Source organism: Pedobacter folensis (genome assembly GCF_056490665.1).
The window spans coordinates 959,646-984,586 of record NZ_JBWJIF010000003.1 but is presented as its reverse complement, the minus strand read 5'-3'; the positions used below and the strand labels follow the sequence as shown (position 1 = coordinate 984,586).

General features: G+C 37.4%; 23 protein-coding genes and 1 tRNA gene. 8 read left to right on the top strand and 16 right to left on the bottom strand.

Translation table 11 applies throughout. The features are described 5' to 3' along the window. Nucleotide 1 precedes the first annotated feature (1 nt). Nucleotides 2-1,249: a hypothetical protein gene (locus AC04QZ_RS18835; protein WP_478359012.1), complete on the top strand. Its 1,248-nt coding sequence runs from the start codon at nucleotides 2-4 to the stop codon at nucleotides 1,247-1,249. Between the two features lie 36 nt (nucleotides 1,250-1,285). Here the strand turns inward: AC04QZ_RS18835 and AC04QZ_RS18830 are convergent, their stop codons facing one another. Then, nucleotides 1,286-2,251 carry a hypothetical protein gene (locus AC04QZ_RS18830; protein WP_478359011.1) on the bottom strand — a complete coding sequence of 322 codons (966 nt, stop codon included), beginning with the start codon at nucleotides 2,249-2,251 and terminating at the stop codon, nucleotides 1,286-1,288. Nucleotides 2,252-2,537: 286 nt separating this feature from the next. On the opposite strand from AC04QZ_RS18830, the gene AC04QZ_RS18825 reads away from it, so the two are divergent. After that, nucleotides 2,538-3,122, top strand: a complete 585-nt coding sequence (locus tag AC04QZ_RS18825) for a magnetosome magnetite crystal formation protein family (RefSeq protein WP_478359010.1) — start codon at nucleotides 2,538-2,540, stop codon at nucleotides 3,120-3,122. Between the two features lie 103 nt (nucleotides 3,123-3,225). Then, the gene (locus AC04QZ_RS18820) at nucleotides 3,226-4,431 is read left to right on the top strand and encodes a serine hydrolase domain-containing protein (RefSeq protein WP_478359009.1); all 1,206 of its coding nucleotides are present in this window, start codon (nucleotides 3,226-3,228) and stop codon (nucleotides 4,429-4,431) included. Between the two features lie 44 nt (nucleotides 4,432-4,475). Here the strand turns inward: AC04QZ_RS18820 and AC04QZ_RS18815 are convergent, their stop codons facing one another. Further along, nucleotides 4,476-5,249, bottom strand: a complete 774-nt coding sequence (locus AC04QZ_RS18815) for a carbonic anhydrase family protein (protein ID WP_478359008.1) — start codon at nucleotides 5,247-5,249, stop codon at nucleotides 4,476-4,478. A 355-nt stretch (nucleotides 5,250-5,604) separates the two neighbouring features. Between AC04QZ_RS18815 and AC04QZ_RS18810 the strand changes: the two genes are divergently transcribed. The 3 genes from AC04QZ_RS18810 to AC04QZ_RS18800 are packed head-to-tail and all read left to right on the top strand — an operon-like array spanning nucleotide 5,605 to nucleotide 7,931. Further along, complete coding sequence (locus AC04QZ_RS18810) at nucleotides 5,605-6,543, top strand: hypothetical protein (RefSeq protein WP_478359007.1); 939 nt, start codon at nucleotides 5,605-5,607, stop codon at nucleotides 6,541-6,543. Then, complete coding sequence (locus AC04QZ_RS18805; RefSeq protein ID WP_478359006.1) at nucleotides 6,527-7,180, top strand: sensor histidine kinase; 654 nt, start codon at nucleotides 6,527-6,529, stop codon at nucleotides 7,178-7,180. The genes AC04QZ_RS18810 and AC04QZ_RS18805 overlap by 17 nt, the downstream gene beginning before the upstream one ends. A gap of 1 nt (nucleotide 7,181) precedes the next feature. Then, nucleotides 7,182-7,931, top strand: coding sequence for a LytR/AlgR family response regulator transcription factor (locus AC04QZ_RS18800; RefSeq protein WP_478359005.1), 750 nt, complete (start codon nucleotides 7,182-7,184; stop codon nucleotides 7,929-7,931). A gap of 108 nt (nucleotides 7,932-8,039) precedes the next feature. On the opposite strand, the gene AC04QZ_RS18795 is transcribed toward AC04QZ_RS18800, so the two are convergent. From AC04QZ_RS18795 to AC04QZ_RS18750, 10 genes are all read right to left on the bottom strand, one after another. Beyond that, nucleotides 8,040-9,740, bottom strand: coding sequence for a peptide-N-glycosidase F-related protein (locus tag AC04QZ_RS18795; RefSeq protein WP_478359004.1), 1,701 nt, complete (start codon nucleotides 9,738-9,740; stop codon nucleotides 8,040-8,042). A gap of 493 nt (nucleotides 9,741-10,233) precedes the next feature. Next, nucleotides 10,234-10,554, bottom strand: a complete 321-nt coding sequence (locus AC04QZ_RS18790; protein WP_478359003.1) for a MazG-like protein — start codon at nucleotides 10,552-10,554, stop codon at nucleotides 10,234-10,236. Between the two features lie 14 nt (nucleotides 10,555-10,568). Then, the gene (locus AC04QZ_RS18785) at nucleotides 10,569-10,907 is read right to left on the bottom strand and encodes a nuclear transport factor 2 family protein (protein ID WP_478359002.1); all 339 of its coding nucleotides are present in this window, start codon (nucleotides 10,905-10,907) and stop codon (nucleotides 10,569-10,571) included. Between the two features lie 93 nt (nucleotides 10,908-11,000). Then, nucleotides 11,001-11,912 (bottom strand): helix-turn-helix domain-containing protein, encoded by a 912-nt coding sequence (locus AC04QZ_RS18780; RefSeq protein WP_478359001.1) that lies wholly within the window; start codon nucleotides 11,910-11,912, stop codon nucleotides 11,001-11,003. Between the two features lie 74 nt (nucleotides 11,913-11,986). Further along, nucleotides 11,987-12,793, bottom strand: coding sequence for an SDR family oxidoreductase (locus AC04QZ_RS18775; protein ID WP_478359000.1), 807 nt, complete (start codon nucleotides 12,791-12,793; stop codon nucleotides 11,987-11,989). A gap of 264 nt (nucleotides 12,794-13,057) precedes the next feature. Continuing rightward, nucleotides 13,058-13,141 (bottom strand) — tRNA-Leu (locus AC04QZ_RS18770). Between the two features lie 42 nt (nucleotides 13,142-13,183). Then, on the bottom strand, nucleotides 13,184-13,948 hold the full coding sequence (locus AC04QZ_RS18765; protein WP_478358999.1) for an MBL fold metallo-hydrolase: 765 nt from the start codon (nucleotides 13,946-13,948) through the stop codon (nucleotides 13,184-13,186). Between the two features lie 49 nt (nucleotides 13,949-13,997). Then, a complete protein-coding gene (locus tag AC04QZ_RS18760; protein ID WP_086549265.1) occupies nucleotides 13,998-14,270 on the bottom strand; it encodes a hypothetical protein in 273 nt (90 codons plus the stop codon). Nucleotides 14,271-14,929: 659 nt separating this feature from the next. Further along, the gene (gene lolA1, locus AC04QZ_RS18755; protein WP_057933023.1) at nucleotides 14,930-15,580 is read right to left on the bottom strand and encodes an outer membrane lipoprotein periplasmic chaperone LolA1; all 651 of its coding nucleotides are present in this window, start codon (nucleotides 15,578-15,580) and stop codon (nucleotides 14,930-14,932) included. 60 nt (nucleotides 15,581-15,640) lie between these two features. Further along, nucleotides 15,641-18,232: an FtsK/SpoIIIE family DNA translocase gene (locus tag AC04QZ_RS18750; protein ID WP_478358998.1), complete on the bottom strand. Its 2,592-nt coding sequence runs from the start codon at nucleotides 18,230-18,232 to the stop codon at nucleotides 15,641-15,643. A gap of 864 nt (nucleotides 18,233-19,096) precedes the next feature. Between AC04QZ_RS18750 and AC04QZ_RS18745 the strand changes: the two genes are divergently transcribed. Beyond that, nucleotides 19,097-19,753, top strand: coding sequence for an ankyrin repeat domain-containing protein (locus AC04QZ_RS18745; RefSeq protein ID WP_086549263.1), 657 nt, complete (start codon nucleotides 19,097-19,099; stop codon nucleotides 19,751-19,753). Nucleotides 19,754-19,829: 76 nt separating this feature from the next. Here the strand turns inward: AC04QZ_RS18745 and AC04QZ_RS18740 are convergent, their stop codons facing one another. The 4 genes from AC04QZ_RS18740 to pyrF form a co-directional block, all read right to left on the bottom strand. Further along, nucleotides 19,830-20,048 (bottom strand): PspC family transcriptional regulator, encoded by a 219-nt coding sequence (locus AC04QZ_RS18740; protein ID WP_086545426.1) that lies wholly within the window; start codon nucleotides 20,046-20,048, stop codon nucleotides 19,830-19,832. 131 nt (nucleotides 20,049-20,179) lie between these two features. Beyond that, nucleotides 20,180-20,395: a hypothetical protein gene (locus AC04QZ_RS18735; protein WP_029277138.1), complete on the bottom strand. Its 216-nt coding sequence runs from the start codon at nucleotides 20,393-20,395 to the stop codon at nucleotides 20,180-20,182. Between the two features lie 52 nt (nucleotides 20,396-20,447). Beyond that, nucleotides 20,448-21,731: a DUF2851 family protein gene (locus tag AC04QZ_RS18730; RefSeq protein ID WP_478358997.1), complete on the bottom strand. Its 1,284-nt coding sequence runs from the start codon at nucleotides 21,729-21,731 to the stop codon at nucleotides 20,448-20,450. Nucleotides 21,732-21,938: 207 nt separating this feature from the next. After that, nucleotides 21,939-22,769 carry an orotidine-5'-phosphate decarboxylase gene (gene pyrF, locus AC04QZ_RS18725; RefSeq protein ID WP_478358995.1) on the bottom strand — a complete coding sequence of 277 codons (831 nt, stop codon included), beginning with the start codon at nucleotides 22,767-22,769 and terminating at the stop codon, nucleotides 21,939-21,941. A 425-nt stretch (nucleotides 22,770-23,194) separates the two neighbouring features. On the opposite strand from pyrF, the gene rho reads away from it, so the two are divergent. Then, nucleotides 23,195-24,937 carry a transcription termination factor Rho gene (rho, locus tag AC04QZ_RS18720; protein WP_478358994.1) on the top strand — a complete coding sequence of 581 codons (1,743 nt, stop codon included), beginning with the start codon at nucleotides 23,195-23,197 and terminating at the stop codon, nucleotides 24,935-24,937. The last annotated feature ends 4 nt before the right edge of the window (nucleotides 24,938-24,941 follow it).

Below are 24,941 nucleotides of genomic sequence, written 5' to 3'. Positions count from 1 at the left end.
GATGAAACTCTTTTTTTTACTTCCGATTTCTATCCTGTTAACCAGCTTTATACCCGGTTCAAAAACAGACACTTATGAGCATAGTATTTCACCTGTAACAGCCCGTAAAAAAGGTTTAACACTTAACGAGGCCAATAGTTACATAAGCGATACCGACAATCAGGAAAAAGAAAAAGATAAAACGGCTTTAAAACCCTCATGGGATAATAAAGAATTTAGTTACAATGGCAAAAAACTCAAATTCAAAACCAATACCTATGGCGAAAAACCAGCCGATGGAAGAAGCCTGTATATCTCCCTACATGGTGGTGGCGGCACCACTGCCACAGTAAATGACGGGCAGTGGAATAACCAGGTATTTATGACAAGCGATCAGCCCAACATGTACAATATTAAGGAAGGTGTGGTTATCGTTCCAAGGGCACCGACAGATAGCTGGAATATGTGGTTTCAGGATGAGGTTTACGTTTTACTGGAACAAGCCATACGGGCGGCTACCCTATTTGCCGATGTAAACCCCGATAAGGTTTATGTTATGGGCTATTCGGCAGGTGGAGACGGGATATTCAGACTGGCCACCTACATGGCCGATCATTGGGCAGCAGCAGCTATGAGTGCGGGCCACCCTGGCGAAACCACGCCGGCAAATCTTCGAAACATAGGTTTTGCCTTAAACATGGGCGGAAAGGATGATGCTTACAAAAGAAATGAACTTGCAGCAGAATGGAAGCAGAAATTAAACAAATTACAAACAGAAGATCCCTCAGGATACAAACACATGGTCAATATTTTTGCCGATAAACCCCACTGGATGAAAATGGAAGATAAAATTGCGATCCCTTTTATCAGCGGCTTTAAAAGACAGCCCTATTCAAACACTATTGTATGGGAGCAAAATTCATCTCATGTTCAGCGTTTTTTTTATTGGCTGGGTATTTCAGAAACTGATGCCAAGACCATTAAAACTGCAGAAAATTCGCCCAAAACCATTCAGGTTTCATATGTGGGTAATACGATAAATATTAAAGATAATTTTGCCGGTGAACTTTACTTGTACCTAAACGATAAGATGTTAGATTTGGATAAAAAGGTGATTGTAACCTATAAAGGCAAACAGATTTTTAAAGGAAAGGTAAAAAGGAGCCGGAATGTAATTTCGCAAACGGCAGCCGAAAGGAAGGATAGTGCCTATATTTTCGCTGCAAAGCTGACCGTAAGTAATAATACTAAAGTAGTTATAGCGGATTAAAAGAAATCGGTTATCAGTATTTATTCAGTTAAAGGGCTATTTATTCATAATCCCAAATTTGTTGTTTTTAAAGTCCAAAACAACAATTTCGTCAAGAAAATAAGCGTTGCCTGTAAGCCCGTCAATTTTTTCTGCTTTATTAAATTCCATCAGTCTTTTATTTTCGTTATACCATGCATCACTTTTCTTAAGTTTCTTTCGCCCCAAATAAACATCTTCTTTGATGTGGCCTCCATAAAACTTTACTTTTTCACCCCAGGAATTTGCTTCAATAGTATCTTTTGGAATGGATTCCCCTACCAGTTGAGTCCAAATATTTTTATTGGTGTTTATCGGAAACAGGCTGGCACCGGTATCAAATAACAGCCAGTAAGTGTTATTTTTTATTGTAAACGGAATATGCAACCTTCCTTTTTGGTATCTTGTTTCAACAAAAGTTGTTTTCTTTTTTAAAAAATCATCCATTTCATCTAACACACACATCCGCTGTTTTGAATAATCGATAACCAATATTTTATCCTTAAATGCATCAGCACCCAGTGTTCCTAAAATTTTTGGGCTTTTAGTGTACAAAGAATCTTTAGGAATCTCATCACCATATTTATCTTTAAGCAATATATTATTAACGCTAAAAGCACCAAATTTAAGCTGCAACCCTTTGGTATCATAACTGGTATGGCCCGCATCAGAAGTGTATTTGGCACTTTTAACAATAAAAGCATCATATTCTTGTGGCGTGTAATAACTGCTTAGCGTATTGCCATAAACAGATGTTGCATCACTTCCCAAATCGAACTGCAAAATAAAACCGGCAGGTATACGATCAATTTTTGCAGGAACCAGAATCGCAACCTTATCGAACTGTTTCCCTGATATTTTAGCAGCATGCCACATAAAAGGAAACCATTTATAACTATTTAAAGGCAGTGTTTTCTTTTGTGCATAACCATTAGCAAAAGTTAAACACACCACAATAAGGCAATTGGTTAAATGATTTTTCATATAGCTGTTTGAATTTTATTGCTGGCTTTCATACATATCATAATTCTGACACATATTTCGCTACTGAAATTTAAAAAAATATTTTCATTTAATAATTAATATCATCACGGTTGCGCGATATAACCAAATTTCGGTAGTGATATGTCGTGTTGATCCTCAGCACGATACCATACCATTTATACAGATCTTTTCTATATTTGATAACAGTCTTTAAAGTGGGAAGCGCAGGATAAGAAATTTGATTTTTCTACTTTACGGTTTAAAATTATAATCATTAGTATGTAGTATGGTGCCGGACAAAACAAGTAAATGTAATCTTGCAGCCCTAAGAAAAAGTAAGGGGCTTACTCAGGAAACATTATCCGAACTGTCGGGTGTTACCGTACGTACTATTCAGCGCATAGAATCAGGCCAGGTGTTGCCCCATATGCATACATTAAAGCTTATTGCTGCAGCATTAAATATTCATACCGATGAAATTTATCAAAATGAAGAATTGCCTTCAGGACAAGATGGCATCACGCCCAAACTATTACCCCTGATTCATATCATTCCACTATTGGGTATTTTAATTCCTTTCGCAAATCTCATTTTGCTTGTTGTATTTTGGTTAATATACAGAACAGAAAATGACTGCTATGATATGGAAGGCAGGAAGGTCATCAATTTTCAGATTACGATTTCATTATTAGGTTGTATCAGCATTCCGTTACTCATTTTCTACATGCCTGTTGGTTATCCGCTATTGATTTTATGCTACCTTATCGGAATCATATTTTCTATAGGCAACACCATAAGAGCAGTCAAAAATGTTCCCTCTTTTTACCCACTCAGCATCCGTTTTTTAGCAATCCGCTCAAATGTCGGGTAATTGACACCTAAGTGTCGTTGTAGTAATTAGCAGTTTTACGGATTTTTGGATAATAAAATGATCACCACGAACCGTTTAAGCATTTCCTTAAAAAATAAACGCTATGACTTTAAAATACGCACTTGCTTATTTTCTTTTTTTTGTTCCGGGTATTAAATTCAATCAGGTCGATGATATTAAAAGATTGGATGGAAGCACGGTATCAGTTGCAGAGATTAACACTACGGTAAAAAGGCTGATGGATGCAGCGAATGTTCAGGGGTTAAATCTGGCTATACTAAACCACAATAAAACGGTATTCGTTAAATCTTATGGTTTTAGGAACAAACCGCAGCATGCCATGTTAGATACCGCGACAATTGTATATGGGGCATCTTTGAGTAAAGCTGTTTTTGGATACTTAATGATGAAATTGGTGGAGGAAAAAGCGATTGACCTGGATAAACCGCTTTATAAATACCTGAAAAAGCCAGTACCAGATTATGAATATTTCTCTGATTTAAAAAATGATGACCGATGGAAATTAATCACGGCAAGAATGTGCCTGAGCCACACCACGGGCCTGCCCAATGTAAGATGGTTTAATCCCACAGAAGCAGCTCCCTTATTTGATTCGCTCGGTGTGATTAAAATTTATTTTAATCCGGGAAGCAAATATGCTTACTCTGGTGAGGGGTTTAAACTTTTACAGTTAACGGTAGAAGAAATATGCGGAAAAAATATAGATGAGCTGGCTCAGGAAAAAATATTTAAACCACTGGGTATGGCGCGTACCGGATATATTTGGCACGATTCATTTGGTGATGATAATGTGGCGGTAGGACATATGGATAATGGTGATATAGATTCGAAAAGAAAGCGTACCGAACCAGTTTCAGGAGGATCAATGGTCACAAGCATTGCTGACTACGCAAAATTTATAGAAAATGTGATGCAGCAGAAAGGTTTAAGTAAAAAAATGTATCATGAAATGTTTTCCCCACAGATCACGATCCATTCCAAAACGCAGTTCCCGCCCGTTAGTAATGAAACAACAACCGAAAATGATGCCATACACTTATCATATGGACTAGGTTGGGGTTTGTTCAATTGTAAATATGGAAAAGCATTTTTTAAAGAGGGAAATGGCGGTGCCTGGAAAAATTATAATATTAATTTTATAGACAAGGGAATTTCGGTCATTATTACGACCAATAGCGAAAATGGTGAAAAGATATATCAGGAACTTTTAGAAACGATACTCGGCGAAACCTGCATACCCTGGAAATGGCAGGGTTATATACCTTACAATTATAAAAAACAGGAGTAATTGAACTCCATAATTTATTTTGAACAGAAAGCTTGAGCAAAAGACTACTTACCTGACTCAAATATTTCGACCTTACCCGAATTCATGTTATAAACACCTCCTTTAATCATGATTTCGCCTTTTGATTCCATTTCTTTTAATATCGGGCTTTTACTAAGAATCTCCTGAATAGACCATTTTACGTTCTCATCGCAAACAGCTTCTACAAAAGCGGGATTTGAAGAAACAGCGTTACCGTGAAATGAAGCTTTCGCAGCATTAACCGCCGGGTTAATTTTTTGAAGTAATGTGGTGATATTCCCAAGCTTAACACCATCTATAGCTGACTTAATTGCGCCGCAATATTCGTGTCCCAGAACAAGCACAAGTTTTGCACCTGAAACCTTACAGGCATATTCCATACTCCCCAGAATATCATCATTGATGATATTTCCAGCTACCCTAACCACAAAAAGGTTGCCTATGCCACTGTGAAATACATCTTCTACCGGCACCCTCGAATCGAGGCAGGAAAGTATAACGGCTTTGGGGTATTGTCCAAGAGATGCTTTCCTTACTCTTTCAGTAGTATTACGTATGGTTAAATTATCTTTTGTAAAATCGAGGTTACCTTTTTTTAACCTGTTAAGCACATCTATCGGATTAAGTTTTGCCTGCTGCTCTTTTGTTAAAATATCAGCGGTCAAAATATCTTCGGTAGCAATTACCAGTGTATCTTCGCTATTAACCGGATTGGTTTTCACCTCAGATTCACTTTGTTTGCATGCACTTAACAGCGTCGCCGTAAATAAGAAAAAGAATAAAAATAAGCGCTTCATACCTTAAAGAAATAACATTTAAACTTATGAATTATTCTTATGCTTCACAATATCTTATACATATTTTAAACTGACAGGAATGATCGAAAATATACTGACCAAGCCCCTTAAGAGCTGACCAGGACCGTGCCTGATAGTCACTCGTACACCATGATCTTCAGACTCCTGACGGCTGAGTTCCATGATATCCTTAACGATATACTTTTTCACCTTTAATCACGGTATACACTCTTTAGAAATATTCAAATACTGCGCAAAACCATATCCCTGCTATTTGAAACACTACCTTTCCTGTTTTATGGTTTTAGTTTTGCTATTATTGCGACAAGTTTGATGAAAATTAAACCTTAACATTATGAAAAAAATTATTTTTTTATTCCTCAATTTTATTTTGCTAAACGCAGTACATGCGCAAACGGGTATTGATTTCGATCATATTTATGAAAGCGGCAACAATCAATGGATGAGCGTTGATATCGGTGCTAAAGAAGTTTATTTTAACAACAAGGTAAATGGAGAGTTTAATACTTCATTTAATTATATACCTGGTGTAAATAAACTCAGTATTGAGTTAAGAATTAAAGAGAAAAAAAATACACAAAAATATCGCTATACAATCTTGCAAGATGAAAAGCCAATTGTAGTTAATAAGCAGTTTGAAGATATTATAGATTATACGAATGGACAATTTAGAGGAAGTATAGTAACGTTAGGCGTTTTCCCCATAAAAGGTAAAAGCATAACAACATTGATTTACAACATTGAAAAGCCTTTGGATATTTATAAAAATATATATTATTCAAAGGAAATCCCAAGAGCGAAAATTTTATCTTTTTCTCATCGCTTATATTCCGGCGATAAAATCCCAATCAAGAATAACTCAAATGAAATTACAAATGTTAATTTCTCTAAACATGATTTTGGATTGAGAGTTACAAAAGATAAATCAATTATTGATAACATTTATGCTATCTGTATAAAAGATAAGCGAACAAATGAGGTTATTTACAATTCAACAGCATGGAAATATGACTTATTTGACTCAGAAGGAGATTTTCCTTATATAGATATTGAAGAATATGTTTTCCCAAAATCTGGTGAATATGAGATTATTATTCGCCCTTCTATTCGATGGCAGGTTCCAGGAGAGGGACCAGAAAAACACATAATAAGACAGACTATATCCGTTACATTAGCTGAAGAGAGTTTTACTAAAAAAGACCTCATAAAGTTAGGAGTAGTATCAACATTAGGTGTAGGGGCTTTTTTTTTTAGTAGTGCTTTATTTTGTTAAGAAAAGGAACAAGAAAAAACTTGCACAGCAATTAAAAGAAAAAGAATTTGCTCAGCTTAAGTTGGAGTCTGTCCGCTCCCAATTAAACCCTCATTTTCTGTTTAATGCACTCTCGGGCATTCAAAATTTAATGAACAAAAACGAAATAGACAATGCCAATAAATACCTTTCTAAATTTGCCCGGTTAACGCGTAACGTACTTGATGATAAAGAACTGATTAGTTTATCGCAGGAAAAAACGCTGCTAGACGATTACTTACAAATGGAGCAATTGCGCTTTGGCTTTAAATACGAAATTAACTACTCCGATAATTTAGCCTTGGAGAACGTTGAAATACCAAGTATGCTGCTACAACCTTTTGTAGAAAATGCGGTGAAGCATGGTATATCGAAAAAGGGCACAGATGGAAAAATTATGATCACATTTACTAAACAAGCGAATGATTTAGTGCTAACTGTTGCCGACAATGGAAATGGATTTAACATAGAAAAAAAGAACAATGGCCTGGGTCTTCAATTAAGCGATAGTAGAATAAAACTCTTAAATAGCATTTATAAAGAAAATCGCTTTATTTTAGCCACACAATCAACCGCTAAGGGCACTGAAATAAGTTTAACACTGACCGATTGGCTATAGTATGATGAGGGCAATTTTAATAGACGACGAAATTTCCAACTTAGAAAACCTGCAGGCATTGCTAGAAAAGCATTGTCCGCAGGTAAGCATAATGGCTACAGCGCAAAATGTAAGTGATGCCGTTACTGCTATTGAAAAACATCTGCCTCATTTAGTGTTCCTGGATATTCAAATGGGCGAGCAAATCGGTTTTGAGGTATTAAAACTACTACCAGCACGTGATTTCGAAGTTATTTTTGTAACTGCTTACGATCAATATGGCATACAGGCTGTAAAATTTGCCGCCTTAGATTATCTTTTAAAACCCATTGATATTGAAGAATTGATAAATGCGGTAAGTAAAGCTGAAGCTAAATTGACCAAGCCAATACCAAATCTACAACTCGATTTTTTACTACAACAACTCAAAAAGCCAGAAACGAATGTGAGCAAAATTGCCCTACAGATGCAAGGCGAAATCAGGTATGTTACTTTATCAGAAATTATACGTTGTGAGGCAGACAATACTTATACCCACTTTTTCCTTTCGGGTGATGAAAAAATATTAGTTTCTAAATCACTAAAAGAATATGCAGATTTATTGCGTCCTAACGGATTTTTAAGAACGCACCAAAGCCATTTAGTAAATCCAAAGTATGTAAAAAGCTGGTTAAAAGAAGATGGTGGTATTCTACTCTTAACATCCGGAGAAAAAATACCTATTTCTAAGCCCAACAAGGATACAGTAAAACAAGCCTTACAGCGACTCTAAACAAAATCTCTCTTATTCAATTGATATTGAAACGCTTTATCATGATTAAAAATCAAAAAAGCCTCTCCCATATTAGTGGGAAAGGCTTTGTATTTTACTGATATCAGTTTATTGCGTCACCAAATAGGCCGATACATAATATTTACTATCTGTTTTTTCAAATTCGGCCTCGGGGATTGATATTTTCAAAGTATGTTTTCCTTTTGCCAATGGACCCAGGTTGATAATACGTGTGGGTACAGGGCCGCCTGGGCACCACGAGCGACGTTCTTTGCTAATGTCGCCGAAATAAATACCATTAGGCTGCGTATTATACATCTCAAATGGTGCACAATTTTGGCTCATTTCTATTCGGGTATATTCTTTACCGTCCAGATCTACAACATGTTCTCTCCAGTTGTATTCTTCTCCCCCTTCGGCAGCTCCATGTCCTGATGAAATAACATAAAGAACTGTTGCTTTAGTATTGTCAGGCAATTCGAAGCTTACTTGTTTACTGTTTTTTCCCGCGGCTTTATCCTTGCCGTCTAAACTGTAATAACTCAACAATGAAATTCCTTTTTGTGCAGGCAAATCCTTCACTTTATCGCTGATTAAATCTACCGACACATTAAAAGTTAGTAATGAACCATCGCAACCAATTACTTCCCTTTGTCCGGCACCAGTTGTACCAAATACCTCGGTTAATAAATAAACATCCTTTCCGGCTTGTTTTATCGTACTAACCATTTGGTCTATTTGTGCTTCGTAAGGAATATGGTCGGGTTGGCGGGTACGGTACATAAACGGTGTCATGATCCTTAAAAGTTCAAATTGCTCACCTTTTTCTGCATTAAATTGTTCACCTTTTGGCATAAGAACCAGGGTGACATGGCCAATTCTATCATAGTTATCGCAGCCTGATTTTATGCTCACCTTTATTTTTAATGTTTTACCAATCTTATCGATTTCGGCTGAACTAAGCTGACGCAAATACTCCGCATTATTGATGCGTGTTACTCCTTTAGGAACCGGATGGCCTACCTTTTGTGCATAACCATCATAAAAATCAACATTTGTTAACACATTGATGGTTGCCAGCTTCTCTGTTAACTTAGCTAAGGCTGTGGTGATCTCTCTACCTAATGCGGCGCTTTTTTGTTTGGCCGGTAGCCGATCGAAAAATTGTTGTGCTTTATTGATGTTGAAAGCAGAACCATCAGTGCTTACATACATTAACAAAGCTTCGGCAGCATAAGGTTTGGTGATATTTATTGATAAAAATTCTGACAATTGCGCAAGTTTCAGGTTTTTCACACTATCGATCTCCTCATCAACATTTTTTCTACCAATGGTATCTTCGGCTTTTACCCGTCTTTTTTTCCAACCCAGTAAACGCAATGAAGTATCTAACTTTAAGTATGGCTTTTTAAAGATCATATAATCATTATTTACGGCAGACCCACTAATTATGGATTTACGCAAATAACCTTTTGCACTAACATTTACCAATCCTTTGGAAAGATACAGGCTCAACGAATTAGGATCAGCGGCTGCATTTGGTGAAGTATTTGGCTTAGTAAATTGTAAAGAAGTTTTAGTATCGATATCAGCCAGACCTTTAAAACTGAATTTATTGCCTTTAATTATAGCACTGTCTAAAACCTCTTTGCCATTTCTTTGGAAGGTAAAATAAATCGCCCGATTGGCAGAATCGTAATCAGGTAAATTAACCGTTCCCTGTAATTGGAAAGGGACATCAGTGTTTTTTTGAGCCATTAAACCTGTTGATGAAATGGCGATTAATAAGAGCAATAGATATTTTTTCATCTGTTAAAATTGTTTTCTTTTGCGATGAAGCTGTCGTGATTTAAAATGTTTCACTTATTCTTTTCTAAAATGGGTCAGTGCAACCCGGCTTTTTTAGCTTCGGTAAATATCATAAAAAATTAAAAGTGAATCTTCCGTTATTTTATCAAAATATGATGCAAAATATGCCAATGCTGGCTCAAAAGGTGCGGAAACAAAAAAATCCTTAACAATCATTATGTTAAGGTTTTAATTTTAAGTCGTACCGATCAGCAGGAATACTTTGAACATTTAAATCGCTTTTATTGCTTATAGATCTATAATTGAGGACTTGGAATAAAAAAATTCATTTGAGCAGACATCGAAATACAAAATAATTTTCGATTACCACACCTTGACCAGATTATAATAGAACGAAAAATTTGGCAAATGTCATTAATAGTATATCACATCCATTCATTTGCCCATGATTCCAAATCAACTAAAACCACACTATAGTGGTTATCCTGGGCTTCTACTTTAAAGCAACATCCATTTTGTTCAAAAATTTATCAACCGCATCTCTTATATCAATCCCAGACCTTTCAGCTAAAACAATCAACCACCAAATATTTTCGCCTAGTTTATGTTGCAATTCAGCCTCCGAACCGGCTTTCGGCCAGCGTTGCTGTTGCGACATAATGTTGCGTCCCACTAATCCAGCATCAGTCAAATAAGCCAACGCATCTTCTTCCACAGTCCACTCGCTTCCATGATGCAGCACCTCCAGTTCATGATACTTTTTTCTTATTTCCAGAGACCTACGAATAATCTCGTCAAAATTTTCTTTACTCATTGCTATAAATTTATTTAGTGAATTAAGTTCGCATTGACAGAAGAGATCTTGTCATTTTTAAATTTAAATTCAAACGTCCCTCCAATTTTACCTTCTGGAAAATCACCAGAAAATTGCACTACCAAATGTGCATTTTGCTGATCTATTATTGTCAGTTCTACTTGGTCTGTATGTGTGTTGTACCCTATAAAATAGTCGTCAAAATATTTTCGAATCCCTTTATGCCCTTGAAATTTTCTACCTACCGATGGATCGTCTAGAATAGCATCAAATAAATAAAAACTTAGATATTTCTCCGCATCGAACATGTTACTGGCTGTAATCCATTCCGTGATAAAAGTTTGTATGTCCATTTTTTCTTTTTGTTATATACGTGGGTTTGGTTTAAATGCGGAATGTACTTTACGTAAAGCTGGCTTAATGTTCACCTAGAACTGAATCACAATTTAGTTCAATAAACTCTTTTTGTATTCTGAAGGGGAAAAAGAAGTCTTGCTTTTAAATAACTTATTGAATGACTGAGGGTGTTCAAAGCCTAAATGATAAGCAATCTCAGCTATGCTAAATTCATCTTTTGCAAGATATTCCTTGGCTTTTTCAATCACCTTTTCATGGATAAACTGTTGGGTATTTAATCCGACCAGATTTCGCAGCAGATCACTCAAATATCTTGGTGTTACATTTAGATTTTCGGCTACCGTATTTACGGCAGGAAGTCCTTTAATCAAAGAACCCTCTCCTTTGAAATAGTCTTCCAATTGCTGTTCTAATCTGGCAAGCAAGTCATGGTTTACAGTCTTCCTGGTCAGGAACTGCCGGTCATAAAAGCGGTTGGCGTAATTGAGCAAAAGTTCAATTTGTGAAATGATTACATCCTGACTGAATTTATCAATGCGTTCGCTCAGCTCCTCCTGAATAAATCTGTAAATACTCAGAATGGTTGCTTTTTCCTTCTCGGAAAGATAAAGAGCCTCGGCTGCTGAGTATCCGAAAAAACCATATTGTTTGATCTGTGTATTTAACGAATAATGTCGAATGAAATCGGGATGGATGTGAAGTGTCATCCCACTATAATCGGCTTCTTCGTCCTGCATTTTCAATAGCTGTCCGGGGGCTATGAATGACATTCCACCTGATTCAAAATCATAATATCCCAGACCATATTTCAGCGCTCCGGAAAAGCTTGTCTTAAATGATATCTTGTAAAAGTCTAATATAATACCCTGTTCAAAATCCCTTGGATCAAACTTTGCATCTCCATAATTCATTACACTGATGAGCGGATGCGATGGAGCAGCTTGCCCCATTGCCTTATGCAACTGTGATAGCGAACTGAATATGACGGGCTGTTTTTTCATAGTACAAATTTAAGTAATCCATAAAGAAAGTCATTTCTGCCAGATTGTTACAAAATCCGGCAGAGACAACGAAACTAAAATATAAATTGCGAACGTATTTTTTCGAATTGCCCTTCGGGCGTCAAATCCAAGCGTTCCTTGTACAGACCGATAGCATCATTGCCTGCTATATACCTAAGCTGTATTTTGTCATCAGTGGCTGCATCATAAATAATCTGGGCTACGTCGTCTGCTTTTGAATAATTGGCAACCTGCTCCTCGCTATAGCCTTCACTAACTTTTGCTACTAGTTGAGCGTATGCTTCGTGCATTCCACCCTGTAAAGACCTTCCCGCAAAATCAGTCTGCATTCCTCCTGGCGCCACCACTTTAACTTTGATCCCAAATTGTGCCAATTCGTAAGCCAGCCCCTCTGAAAAACCATCTACAGCGAATTTGGTCGCATTATAAATCGAACAGGTAGGATAGCCCAATAATCCAAATGTACTGGTAACATTGATAAAGCTTCCACTTCTGCTTTCTCTAAAATAAGGAAGAAATGCTCTGGTTACATTGATCACACCAAACAGATTGGTCTGCACCTGCGATAGAATTTGCTCGTCTTTCAAAGCTTCCAACGGACCTATCAGACCGTAACCGGCATTGTTTAGCACAACATCAACAGCATAGGATTGTAAAATAGTCGAAACTGTTTTTTGAATTGCCGCAGCGTCAGTAACATCCAATTTCACCAAGGTTACGTTCGGAAGCTCTTTAAGTTTATTTTCCTTTTCAGGATTTCGCATGGTTGCGATCACGCTCCAGCCTTTTGCATGAAATAATTCAGCTGTTGCTTTACCTAGCCCTGATGAGGCCCCAGTGATAAAAATTGTCTTTTGCATAATTCGTTTTTAGATTGAACTATGCAAAAGTGGACATTCCGTAAAGTATGGAATTAATCGAAAACGACATATAGTAAGCCAGAATGACGTTTTGGGCCTGAAGTCGCAACAAGTGATCTAAGCTATTATTACCAGACTGACCATGGGCAGGAATACTTTGAAAATAACAGAGATTGCCTAGAAAGGCGATTTTGAAGATAAAAAAACCGTACTTAGAAATGTTCTAAGTACGGTTTATACCATTAAGAGGAATACTTTGAACTGTACCCAAGAGGAGATTCGAACTCCCACACCCATACAGGCGCCAGCCCCTCAAGCTGGTGCGTCTACCAATTTCGCCACCTGGGTTTGTGCTGCAAATATAATTTAATTTTGGATTTTAAAAAGCGTTTAAATTTCTATTTTCAAACCATCATAAGCCAATCGGATTTGCGCAGGTAAATTCTTTTCTACATCGGCATGTTTACCCAGGTTATGACTGATGTGTGTTAAATAAGTACGTTCTGCACCTACCCTTTCGGCAAAAGCAATAGCCTCGTTTAAGGTAAAATGAGAAATGTGCGACTCTTTCTGTAAAGCATTCAGCACCAATATTTTGGTTCCCCTTATTTTTTCAAAACTTTGTTCCGATATGGTTTTGGCATCGGTAATGTATGTAAAATCGCCAATCCGGTACCCGGTAATGGGTAATAAATGGTGCATTACTTCAAAAGGAACTATCGTGCTTTCGCCGATTTTAAAATCTTCGCCATTGGTTACTGTATGAAGGTTAATCTGCGGTAAACCATGGTATTTGGTTTCGGCAAAAATGTAATAGAATTCCCTTTTCAAAGCTGCTTGCACCCGATCAGTGGCATAAACATCAATTACCTTGTGCAGCAGGTAATTAAACGGCCTGATATCATCCAAACCGGCAATATGATCTTTGTGTTCGTGTGTAAACAAAACGGCATCCAGGTCTTTTACCTTTTCGCGCAAGAGCTGGTAACGGAAATCTGGTCCGCTATCTACCACAATGGTTTTATCAGCTGTTTCGATTAAAATCGATGTCCTTAACCGGTTATCTCTTTGATCGGCAGATAAACAAACTTCGCAACTACATGCAATTACAGGAACGCCTTGTGATGTGCCAGTGCCTAAAAAAGTAACTTTCATCTGCTTAAACTTTCCTTTCTGTTGATGTAATTGTAGTTTTTTATCTCCATTAAAATAATTCGGTTTGCTGTAAAGATTGATAAAATTGCCGTTGTTTTTCGTCTAACTGGTTTTCATCGGCGTTGGTTTGTTTAACCAGGGCAACCAATGCAGCAATTTTTCCTTCCAGATTGGAGAATTTATTTACTACAATAACCTTATTGTGCTCGAGCAGGCAGGAACCTGTTTTAAAGTTCCCTTTCTCGTAACGAACCTTATAACCCATGGCAAAAAGCAGGGCTTCTAATTTCTCTAAAGTATGGTTTGTTAGTGGCAATGACATTGGAAACAAACTTAGATAAATCTGCGCAGCATTCATAAATACCCGATGAAAAATTTATCAACCATCATGTTCATTTCTAATAATCGGCGTCATCTCGACCGTAGTGGAGTGATCTTTTAATCTAGGTCAAAGATCTCTCCACTGCGCGTTGCTCCGGTCGAGATGACGATTCATTGTAAACCTGTCATCCAGCTCCTCTGTTTTGGCTAAATACTAACTTCTATAAGTGTCGGGAATCGTGTTCGCTTCTGCCAGTTTTATTAAAATGCGCTGACCTCACTATTATTCTATTTTTTAAATGTTGGCTAGAAACCATTGTTTCTTAATTTCTTAAAAGGACCAAGCCGCTTAAACCCGGCAGCAGCGGCAGCGCCCGATTCTTCATCGGGTCTATAGCGAATGGCGGGACTGCTGCAACCTATGCATACGCAAATTGCTTTTCAATGCCAGGATACCTGAAAACACATTGGCTTTTATTCTAACTTAGGTGACCTCAGGTGTCTAAGGTGGTTATTTTTCACCATCCTCGTTTGTTCAACCACCTAAGTTACCTTAGCACATATTAGTTGATAAATAGCTAAGATTGTTATCAAACAAAAAAGGTTCAGCTGTTTCCAACTGAACCTCCAGGTTTCATCCCGCCCAGGCGGAAATCACAATTATCTTAAATCGACTACCTCAACACCAGGATATTTTTTGGCATCGAAAGCAAAGGTAGTTTCTGGTACGTTTACATTTGGCGAAAAAGTTTTCACGTTGTACGTGTATTTGTTACCGTTTTTATCGAATAACACCACATTGGCAATTTGTTTAGCGGCTTTATCGATACTTAAACGAACTTTAAAAATCGATTTTTTAGCATCAACAGGTGTTAAATCAATCATTTGATAAGTTTTAGCACCTGCTTTTTCTTCGCCGGTGTACACATATTTAAATCCTTTTTCGTAAACCGTAAAAATCTTAGCCGGATTAATGGCATCACCACTGTTATCTACATTGCTTACTTGTACCTCTTTGTCTTTTTTCAAATAAGTCCATTGGCTTTTACCATCGCTAAATAACTCCTGGTTAGTCATGGCTACTTTATACTTATTCGAATTGGCTTTAACATACAAAGTACCTTGCTGGGTTTCTTTTACTTTAGCTTTTGGATTATCCAAAGTGAAGGTAAAATCTGTTTTTACAATATTATACGATTTGTATTTTTTACTCACCTCTGCTAAAATGGCTTTAGCTTTCGCATCAGTTTGAGCATAAGTTGAAGTTGTAAAAGCAACTACAACCATTAATGCTGAAATTAATTTCTTCATCTTTTCTTTTTTAAATTTTCCTTTGAAACGTTAGAGTAGATTTTTTGGTATTGGTTTAATCTAGTCTTTGTCATTCATACTGTTCAAGAACTGTTCCAAAGAATACTCATCAGGGTATAAAACTTCGCGGGCCTTACTTCCTTCAAACGGACCAACAATACCGGCGGCCTCTAACTGATCGATAATCCGGCCTGCCCTGTTATAACCCAATTTTAGTTTACGCTGTATTAATGAGGTAGAACCCTGCTGATGCATCACGATCAGCCTGGCCGCATCTTCAAAGAACTTATCACGTTCGTTAGGATCAAAATCGGCCTTACTGCCTTCGCCTGCTTCATCTATATATTCAGGCAGCTGATAAGCATCGGCATAACCACGTTGGTTACCAATATATTCAGAAATGCGGTCTACCTCAGGTGTATCAACGAAAGCACACTGTAGCCTGATTAAGTCGCTTCCTGTAGATAAAAGCATATCACCACGACCAATTAACTGATCGGCACCGCCACTATCCAAAATGGTCCTCGAATCGATTTTCGATAATACCCTAAAGGCCAATCGCGCCGGGAAGTTGGCTTTAATGGTACCGGTAATAATATTTACCGATGGACGTTGCGTAGCCAGAACCAGGTGAATACCGATTGCCCTGGCTAACTGCGCCAAACGTGCTATTGGTGCTTCAACCTCTTTACCTGCCGTCATCATTAAATCGGCAAACTCATCTACCACTAATACAATGAAAGGTAAAAAGCGGTGACCGTTATTTGGATTAAGCTTGCGTTTAACAAACTTATCGTTGTATTCTTTTAAATTCCTAACCTGTGCATCCTTCAGCAAATCGTAGCGCTGATCCATTTCGATACAAAGTGAGTTTAGCGTATTTACTACTTTTTTAGTATCGGTAATAATGGCATCGGCTTCACCAGGTAGTTTAGCTAAAAAGTGTCTTTCTATACGGTTAAATAAAGTTAACTCTACTTTTTTCGGATCGACCAGTACAAATTTCAATTGTGCAGGGTGTTTTTTAAACAACAGCGAAACCAGGATGGCGTTAATCCCTACTGATTTACCCTGACCAGTTGCTCCTGCCACCAGTAAGTGAGGCATTTTAGCTAAATCGGCAATAAATACCTCATTGCTAATGGTTTTACCTAATGCAATAGGCAAATCCATAGTGGTTTGGCTCCATTTCTCCGTATTTAGAATACTGCGCATCGGCACCATTTCCGGGTGCTGGTTGGGCACCTCGATACCAATGGTACCTTTACCAGGCATTGGCGCGATAATACGGATACCTAAGGCGGCTAAAGAAAGTGCAATATCATCCTCCAGGTTCTTAATTTTCGAAATCCTTACCCCAGGGGCCGGGATAATTTCGTAAAGGGTAACCGTTGGACCAATGGTCGCCTTAATCTTATCAATTTCAATATTGTAATGATTAAGGGTTTCTACAATTTTATTTTTATTGGCTTCCAGTTCTTCGGCATTTACCGAAATTTTATTGGTGCCATAATTCTCTAACAGATCAATTGTTGGATACTTATAACCAGACAGGTCTAATTTTTCATCATAATTGCCAAACTGCTCAACCAGATCATCCGATTTTTTATCTTCTTCAGTTTTTTCGATCGTAAAAGCAGGTTCCTTTTCGGCCTCAATTGGTGGCTCAACCGTTAATGGAAGTGTTGCTGCCGCCGCAGTGGCAAGTGGTAAATTAGTTGCAAGAGGCGATAACACCACAGGTGCTATAGTTTCTTCCTCTTCTTTTTCTTCGAAACGGCTCGGCTGTAATACCACATTTTGCGGTTTACGTTCGTTACTTACCGGCTTATCGCGTACCGGAAATTCAATAGGTTCTGAAGGTTCGTCGAAAGTCTGGTTTTTTACGGCTTGCGCCCTAATGTCGTTTACATAATCCGGGGTCTCGTTATCCAGGTAAACTTCTTTCTCTTTACGCTCCGGAAACTTAAAATCGATGTTATAAGCGATGATTAAAATCGTTAATCCGGCAAAAGCGATTAATCCGGCCACACCGGCCGCACCAATTTGGGCAGCTAATAATTTATTACTCCAATAACCAAACTCACCCTCTAAATAATGTGGCGATTCTGACCAAAAACTATGTGCAAAGCCTAAGGTTAGTGAAATAAACAATAAAAAGAAAAAGCTATAACCTAATGTTTTAGAGATGGAAAGGATTTTAACTTTAAATAATAAACGGTAACCGATAATAAAAAAGGCCAAAACGAACAAGAAAGATGCAATACCGAACCATTCGTAAATAAACTGGTGCGATAATAATGCACCAAACTTACCTAACCAGTTTTGCACAACCGGGATAGAAACGCCTGCTTCTTTTAGTTCTTCTGTTGTTTTAAAAAGATTACTCCAGCCGCCATTTGCGTCGATTACATAACTCTGATCGTCTTGCCAGGTAAATAAATACGAAGTAAAAGCAATTAAAAAGTATAATGATAATATCACAAAAAACAGACCTACAATTTTAACTGCACGGCCGTCTGCCAAATCGAAGCTTGGCAAAAAATCTCTTTTTTCTTTCGGCTGCCGACCTGATGATGATCTGCCGGGTGCACTTTCTGCACCTTTATCTCTGAATGTATTGGTTTTAAACTGGTTACCCCTTACCGACATTTTCTATCCTAAATAATTTAATATTGAACAAACTTAGATAAAACTGCGCAGCATTAACGAAAGCCTGACAAAAAAAATAATCACAAATTGTAACCATTGCTGTTATATGCTTTCTACCACGACTCCTCTTTTCAAAACAACGCATCAAACCCGAGGAAATATATAGTTATACCTTTTATTTTTATAATGTGCCTTAAATTAAATAAAAATATTCATCGGGCATTAAACCTTAAACAGAAATTATTGTCTATTATTTCAACAACACACAAGTTGTTACGTTTTGTCAAATGAAACGGATTTTGTTTTAGGTTTTATCCCGTTTTGCCTGGAGAGGTTAAACGGGATTTTTTTTTTCGAAAGACCTTATAGGTTTAAAAAACCTATAAGGTCATATAAATTAATTCGGGTCTGTAATTAAGCTTTAAGATGAATTGCTGATTAGACCTATGGGTTTCGCGTTAGGGATTGTAAGGGTTCAGTACCGATCCTTCATCGGTACCGGAGCGAAGCGCAGCCCTGAAAAGCCCGACCCTTTCCCGTATTTCACGGGATTGGGTAACGCCCATATTTTTTAATGGTTAACCAATGCTTAAATGTACTCAGGTGACTTAGGTGGTCCGTATTATTTTGAAAAGCAGGGTTCTGTGCACATCGGTTATAACAGTCCTGCTATCACTTCTCCCGACTTTTTTACGTCGGGATCGCTTTATCAGGTTTATTTAACCTGATTCAGTAGAGCTTAGTTTTAAAAACCTACCAGGTCTTGTGACTTTTGCTAATTTGCTTTACACTATATATATTTAGGCATTAAAGTTTACAATTCCTTAATTTTAGTTAATTTAAAGTGATTTTTGAAACAATATTATGGGTATAGCGCAACTCGAAGAACAAATTGAGGCCGGAAATTTACAAGCAGTAAAAGAAATTTTGGTTGAAAATCCAAAATTGGCAAATATTGATACCTCACATCACATTTCGCCATTATTATTGGCTTGTTACTATAAAAAACAGGAAATAGCCGACTTAATTGCTGAGTTTGTAGATCATTTAACTTTATTTGAAGCCTGTGCAGTTGGTAAATTTGATGCCGCTACCTTATTGATTTTTCAAAACCCGGAAAGTATAAACGAATTTTCTGAAGATGGTTTTACACCGCTAGGTTTAGCCTGCTATTTCGGACATGAAGAATTAGCCCGTTTTCTGGTTTTAAAAGGTGCTGATGTTAATCTGGCTTCAAAAAACGGCTTCAATGTATTTCCGATCCACTCGGCAGTTGCCGCTAATAATTTCAATATCACTAAAATGCTGCTAGATGCCGGCGCATATCCGAATGTATGTCAGAAAGCAGGCTTAGCCCCTTTGCATACTGCCGCACAATTGGGAAATATAGAACTGATTATTTTATTATTAGAACATGGAGCAGAAGTTTCTTTACGCATGGAAGGTGGCAAATTACCTGCAGATTTAGCCGCAGAAAAAGGTTTTAACGAAATTGCAGAAATTTTAAGAGACGATGATTAGTTCAATTATCAGTTGGAAGTTCTCAGTTTTAATCAACTGCTAACTGAATATTGTTAGCTGTAAACTGGATACTGAATCATTCCCATATTCTCAGACGCATTCTTTTCATGTATGTCCTGATATCGAGCACCACGGCGGCCAAAAAATAAAATAATATTGGAAAACCCACCGCCAAAAAAGACGAATAAATAAAAAACAAACGGACTTTAGCGGTACTCATATTCAGTTTACTGGCCAAATAAGTAGAAACCCCAAAACTCTGCTGTTCAAAATAAGTTATAATTCTCTGGAACATTTTAAGCCTGTTTTAAAATCTTAACGCACAACACTAGATAAAAATTATCCAAAACCGAAACCATCATTTTGCTTTCAAACTCTAATTTAACAAATTTAATTGATTAAATTTCAATAGCCTAAGCAAACTCGTTATTCCAAAACCAATTTTTCGAAATCCTGTTTATCCTCGTGTTTAATAAAAAGCGTTTGTTGTTCTTCCAGTCCTGAAAATTTTTTGATCAGTTCTGCCTTAAATTTATGGATATCGACATCTTTATTCAAAATAACAGTTAAGGCATCGGCATTCCCCCTAACTTCAATAATCTGATTGGGGTATAGTTCTTTTAGCTCGTGTGGAAATTCCATAATGTAAAAACGGATTATAAGGTAGAAAGTTTTATCGGAAATGAGAATCTGTTTAGGCTTGCTTTAAAATTTTAATTCCAATACCACAAGATAGGCATTTTTTCTCATCACAATACTGCTTTTTTAGCTGCAAAATTCCCTGCGAAGCAAATGCATGATCTATCTTCACTCCTGCCCCGGTAAATTTATCGGTAATGGCATTTTGTTCAGGTGGCAAACTTTCTAACAGTTTAATTGCCCTGCTGATATAATATGGTGTAGCGGTATGTTTTCCATAAGCGAATAAAAACAAGGCTACTGTATTTAACAGGATATTATCTACAGATGTTTTGCCCATCTGGATATTTACCGAGGAAGCTACTTTTTTAAAATGATAATGTGTTTTCCAGTAATCGTTTACCGGCAGGTTTTCAAATAAGGTACGCAGCTCAGCCACATTCTTTATTTCCATAATTTTGGAAAAAAGATGGTTGGCCTTTACAATTAATGCTGCAAATTGCGCCAGGCGAATTGTTGGAAAGTTTTGAGGACGCATCCGCATAAACTTCCAAAGGGATACGTCGACTGGTTTAAGGTTATATTTCTTTTGAAGAAACTGAAATTCGGTTTTTAGCCGTTTAGGATATTCTTCTTCAAAATGATCGTTTAAAAACCCTGCAGCACCAAAAACCAATGCTTCTATCTGATGTGGATTATTTTTATGCTTGCCATAAATCTGCTGCGAAACGGCTTTGGAAAATAACTCGAATGGCAAAGCATTTATTTTGAATCCAAAATTACGCGCCATGAAACGGTAAAAAGTTTCATCCCAATTTCCGCTTAATTCGTTTAAAGTTTCCGTAACCGCATTTGTTTTCTGCTCAAAACGTTCAACTACAGTTCTCGATAAAAAGGAATCGACAATTAATTCATCTACCTTTCCTATTTGAGCAATGCAAGGAAAATCAGTCAGTGTAAGAAACAGGTTTTCATACTTTCTAATGAGATCTGTAGAGATGCGGTTTTTCAATTCAAAAACCGGTAAAACGGAACCATCCATCCTGTTTATTTCGGCATCATGTTCGTAAACTACATGCAGGATTACATTTTCATATGCGGGGTTCACCTGATGGTTGTGTTTTAGCCAATCTGATGATTTAAGGTGGATTTCTACATTACCTGCCCACGTGGTATCGCCAATTTCGATTTTTGCATGAAAAAAGTCGGGACCGGCATTTTTATTCAGTAAGCCGGGGTTTATGATTTTCAGATTTTCGCCACGAGTGGTTTGCAGACCGTTAAAATCAAACGACCTGAATTGCCAAACATAATGAAGAAAATCTTCTGGAAAATTCATTCTTGAAGATAATGAATTATTCCTGTAAGTTATAAGTTTTAATGTTCTATGGATAATTGTCTTTCAAAAACAGAAGCTAGACGAAAGTATAAACGGTCGTCATGCTGAATTTATTTCAGCATCTTTCTTGCTACTGAGACCCTGAAATGAATTCAGGGTGACGACACTACCGGTAAACTAACTTTGGTTAATAAAATATAGAACTAACTAAACCAGTTCTGCTTTAATCAAAATCTGCTCCATTTCTTGCTGCAGTTTTAATGCTTCTTCTCTGGCTTTTTCTGCAAAGTCTTCACCTTGGCTTGCATAGATAATCCCCCTGGAAGAATTGATCAGCAATCCGCATTGCGGGTTTAACCCGTATTTACACACCTCATTCAAATCTCCACCTTGTGCACCAACACCCGGTACTAAAAGAAAGTGATCGGGTGCCAGTTTACGTACATCACCAAATGCAGCACCACGTGTAGCACCTACCACATACATCATCTGCTCATCAGTTGCCCAGGTTTGCGAGGTTTTAATCACCTTTTCGAAAAGTCTGTCTTCTCCAACCTCCTGCAGCTGAAAGTCGGCATGCCCTGTGTTCGATGTTAGGGCCAATAGAATTACCCATTTATCTTTAAAAGTTAAAAATGGTGTTACCGAGTCGCTCCCCATATAAGGCGCTACGGTAACCGAATCGAAACTCATCTCAGACGATGCTGCGTTAAAAAAGGTTTCGGCATACATGGCAGAGGTATTTCCAATATCGCCGCGTTTAGCATCAGCGATAGAAAAAATATCTTGTGGAATATATTTCCAGGTTTCAATTAAGGTTTCCCAACCTTTTTTGCCGTAACACTCGTAAAAAGCAGTATTGGGTTTATAAGCTACACACAAATCTTTGGTAGCATCAATAATCTGTTTATTGAATTCCAGAATCGGATTTTCATACTTTAACAGGTATTTTGGTATCTTATCTAACGAAGAATCTAATCCGACACATAAAAATGAACGTTTTTTTTGTATCTGCTCGAAAAGTTGTTGCTTGGTCATATATGGGCTTATTTGCTGCAAATATGAAGATTTTTAAGTTTTCTGAGCGACAAAATAATGCTCACATTAATTATTTTTATAAACATTTTAAACTTTTGCTTGCAGATTACGTTTCAAATACATACAATTGCAACATAATTTCTCAACCGTTTATCTGAATATCCCAGAAAAATTTATCAAGACTTGTTTTTTGTTACCATTTTTTAAAGGCGAATTTCGCTTTTTATTCAGCTTGTAAACAATTATGAAACAATTTGAGCATTTTCCATAATGAACTCATTCAATGTTTTATAGCCTTAAGAATTTATACACAATGAAACTGCCGGGCCTGCACTAACACAATTATTTTTAAGCCTGTGTAGATTTATAACAGAAAACATCCGTTATAAACAAATGAAAAATTTCTTGAAACATATATATTTAGAATGTTTAGTAAAACAGAATTAAATGATAAGCTCACAACAGAATTACGTGAGCTAGCAAAAAGCTATGGCATTGAAGGTGCCGACTCCCTAAGAAAAATCGACCTTGTTGAAGTACTTTTACACCAACAAGAAATTATAAATGCCGCTAAAGCTGGTGCAGACCCTTATAGCGATATCGAACCTATTGCAGCTACTCCTGCGCCTAAAACCAAAGCGGCAAAAACTCCAAAAGTTGCGGCCGCAGCTGCAGCCGCCGCTTCTACCGTGGTAGCCGATAAACCTGCTGCAACAACAGCCGACAAGCCGGTAAAAAAAAGAGCAAGGTTAACGAAAGATGAGCCTGCAGCACCTATTGAAAGAAGAAGAGATGCTGTAACTTTATTTGATGAGCCTCAACATCAGCAACAGCCGGAAAGACAGCCAGACAGAATTATTGAAGCTGAAGAAAGTGTAAAACCAATCTCAGCTTTAATAGAGGAAAGTGCAGAAGTGCTTCCGGTTGCTCCGAAACAAAAACAAGAGCCTAAAGAAAAGCAGGAAAAACCACAACGCGACGAAAATCGCCAGCAAAAACAACCTGGCGGTGGCAACCACCACAAAAACGAAAACAGTTATTCTAACCTGGATTTCGACAACGTAATTACAAATGAGGGTGTTTTAGAAATTATGCCTGATGGTTATGGTTTCTTACGTTCGGCAGATTACAACTACTTAACCTCTCCTGATGATATTTATGTATCTCAGTCTCAGATAAAACTTTTTGGATTGAAAACCGGTGATACTGTAAAAGGTAGCATCCGTCCACCAAAAGAAGGCGAAAAATATTTCCCATTGGTTCGCGTAGAAACCATTAATGGCAGAATCCCTGCTGAAGTTCGCGACCGTGTTCCTTTTGATTATTTAACACCACTTTTCCCAACCGAAAGATTAAACCTGTTTACGGATACGAACAATTATTCTACCCGTATTATGGATTTATTTACACCGATTGGTAAAGGGCAACGTGGTTTAATTGTTGCGCAGCCTAAAACGGGTAAAACCAATTTATTGAAAGAAGTGGCCAATGCCATTGCTAAAAACCACCCGGAAGTTTATTTAATTATTTTATTAATTGATGAGCGCCCGGAAGAGGTTACCGATATGGCACGTAGCGTAAGGGCTGAGGTAATTGCCTCTACTTTTGATGAACCGGCTGAGCGTCACGTTAAAATTGCCAACATTGTTTTAGAGAAATCGAAACGTTTGGTAGAAAGCGGACACGACGTGGTCATTCTTTTAGATTCGATTACCCGTTTGGCCAGGGCATATAATACGACAGCACCAGCTTCGGGTAAAATATTATCAGGTGGTGTTGATGCAAATGCCTTACACAAACCAAAACGTTTTTTCGGTGCGGCACGTAACATCGAAAATGGTGGTTCATTAACCATTTTAGCTACGGCATTAACCGATACAGGTTCTAAAATGGATGAGGTGATTTTCGAAGAATTTAAAGGAACAGGTAACATGGAACTTCAGTTAGATCGTAAATTATCTAACAAACGTATTTTCCCTGCTATCGATATTACAGCATCAAGTACACGTCGCGACGATTTATTGCACGACAGAGACACGTTACAGCGTGTATGGATTTTACGTAACCACCTTGCTGACATGAACAGCCAGGAAGCAATGGAATTTGTTCAATCTCAAATAAAAGGAACAAAAAGCAACGAAGAGTTCTTAATTTCGATGAACAGCTAAGATA

What these genes read in the sequence shown, in the direction of transcription:
- AC04QZ_RS18835 (WP_478359012.1), top strand. Translation starts at nt 2, where the DNA reads ATGAAACTCTTTTTTTTACTTCCGATTTCTATCCTGTTAACCAGCTTT.
- AC04QZ_RS18830 (WP_478359011.1), bottom strand. Translation starts at nt 2,251, where the DNA reads ATGAAAAATCATTTAACCAATTGCCTTATTGTGGTGTGTTTAACTTTT.
- AC04QZ_RS18825 (WP_478359010.1), top strand. Translation starts at nt 2,538, where the DNA reads ATGGTGCCGGACAAAACAAGTAAATGTAATCTTGCAGCCCTAAGAAAA.
- AC04QZ_RS18820 (WP_478359009.1), top strand. Translation starts at nt 3,226, where the DNA reads ATGACTTTAAAATACGCACTTGCTTATTTTCTTTTTTTTGTTCCGGGT.
- AC04QZ_RS18815 (WP_478359008.1), bottom strand. Translation starts at nt 5,249, where the DNA reads ATGAAGCGCTTATTTTTATTCTTTTTCTTATTTACGGCGACGCTGTTA.
- AC04QZ_RS18810 (WP_478359007.1), top strand. Translation starts at nt 5,605, where the DNA reads ATGAAAAAAATTATTTTTTTATTCCTCAATTTTATTTTGCTAAACGCA.
- AC04QZ_RS18800 (WP_478359005.1), top strand. Translation starts at nt 7,182, where the DNA reads ATGATGAGGGCAATTTTAATAGACGACGAAATTTCCAACTTAGAAAAC.
- AC04QZ_RS18795 (WP_478359004.1), bottom strand. Translation starts at nt 9,740, where the DNA reads ATGAAAAAATATCTATTGCTCTTATTAATCGCCATTTCATCAACAGGT.
- AC04QZ_RS18790 (WP_478359003.1), bottom strand. Translation starts at nt 10,554, where the DNA reads ATGAGTAAAGAAAATTTTGACGAGATTATTCGTAGGTCTCTGGAAATA.
- AC04QZ_RS18785 (WP_478359002.1), bottom strand. Translation starts at nt 10,907, where the DNA reads ATGGACATACAAACTTTTATCACGGAATGGATTACAGCCAGTAACATG.
- AC04QZ_RS18780 (WP_478359001.1), bottom strand. Translation starts at nt 11,912, where the DNA reads ATGAAAAAACAGCCCGTCATATTCAGTTCGCTATCACAGTTGCATAAG.
- AC04QZ_RS18775 (WP_478359000.1), bottom strand. Translation starts at nt 12,793, where the DNA reads ATGCAAAAGACAATTTTTATCACTGGGGCCTCATCAGGGCTAGGTAAA.
- AC04QZ_RS18765 (WP_478358999.1), bottom strand. Translation starts at nt 13,948, where the DNA reads ATGAAAGTTACTTTTTTAGGCACTGGCACATCACAAGGCGTTCCTGTA.
- AC04QZ_RS18760 (WP_086549265.1), bottom strand. Translation starts at nt 14,270, where the DNA reads ATGTCATTGCCACTAACAAACCATACTTTAGAGAAATTAGAAGCCCTG.
- lolA1 (WP_057933023.1), bottom strand. Translation starts at nt 15,580, where the DNA reads ATGAAGAAATTAATTTCAGCATTAATGGTTGTAGTTGCTTTTACAACT.
- AC04QZ_RS18750 (WP_478358998.1), bottom strand. Translation starts at nt 18,232, where the DNA reads ATGTCGGTAAGGGGTAACCAGTTTAAAACCAATACATTCAGAGATAAA.
- AC04QZ_RS18745 (WP_086549263.1), top strand. Translation starts at nt 19,097, where the DNA reads ATGGGTATAGCGCAACTCGAAGAACAAATTGAGGCCGGAAATTTACAA.
- AC04QZ_RS18740 (WP_086545426.1), bottom strand. Translation starts at nt 20,048, where the DNA reads ATGTTCCAGAGAATTATAACTTATTTTGAACAGCAGAGTTTTGGGGTT.
- AC04QZ_RS18735 (WP_029277138.1), bottom strand. Translation starts at nt 20,395, where the DNA reads ATGGAATTTCCACACGAGCTAAAAGAACTATACCCCAATCAGATTATT.
- AC04QZ_RS18730 (WP_478358997.1), bottom strand. Translation starts at nt 21,731, where the DNA reads ATGAATTTTCCAGAAGATTTTCTTCATTATGTTTGGCAATTCAGGTCG.
- pyrF (WP_478358995.1), bottom strand. Translation starts at nt 22,769, where the DNA reads ATGACCAAGCAACAACTTTTCGAGCAGATACAAAAAAAACGTTCATTT.
- rho (WP_478358994.1), top strand. Translation starts at nt 23,195, where the DNA reads ATGTTTAGTAAAACAGAATTAAATGATAAGCTCACAACAGAATTACGT.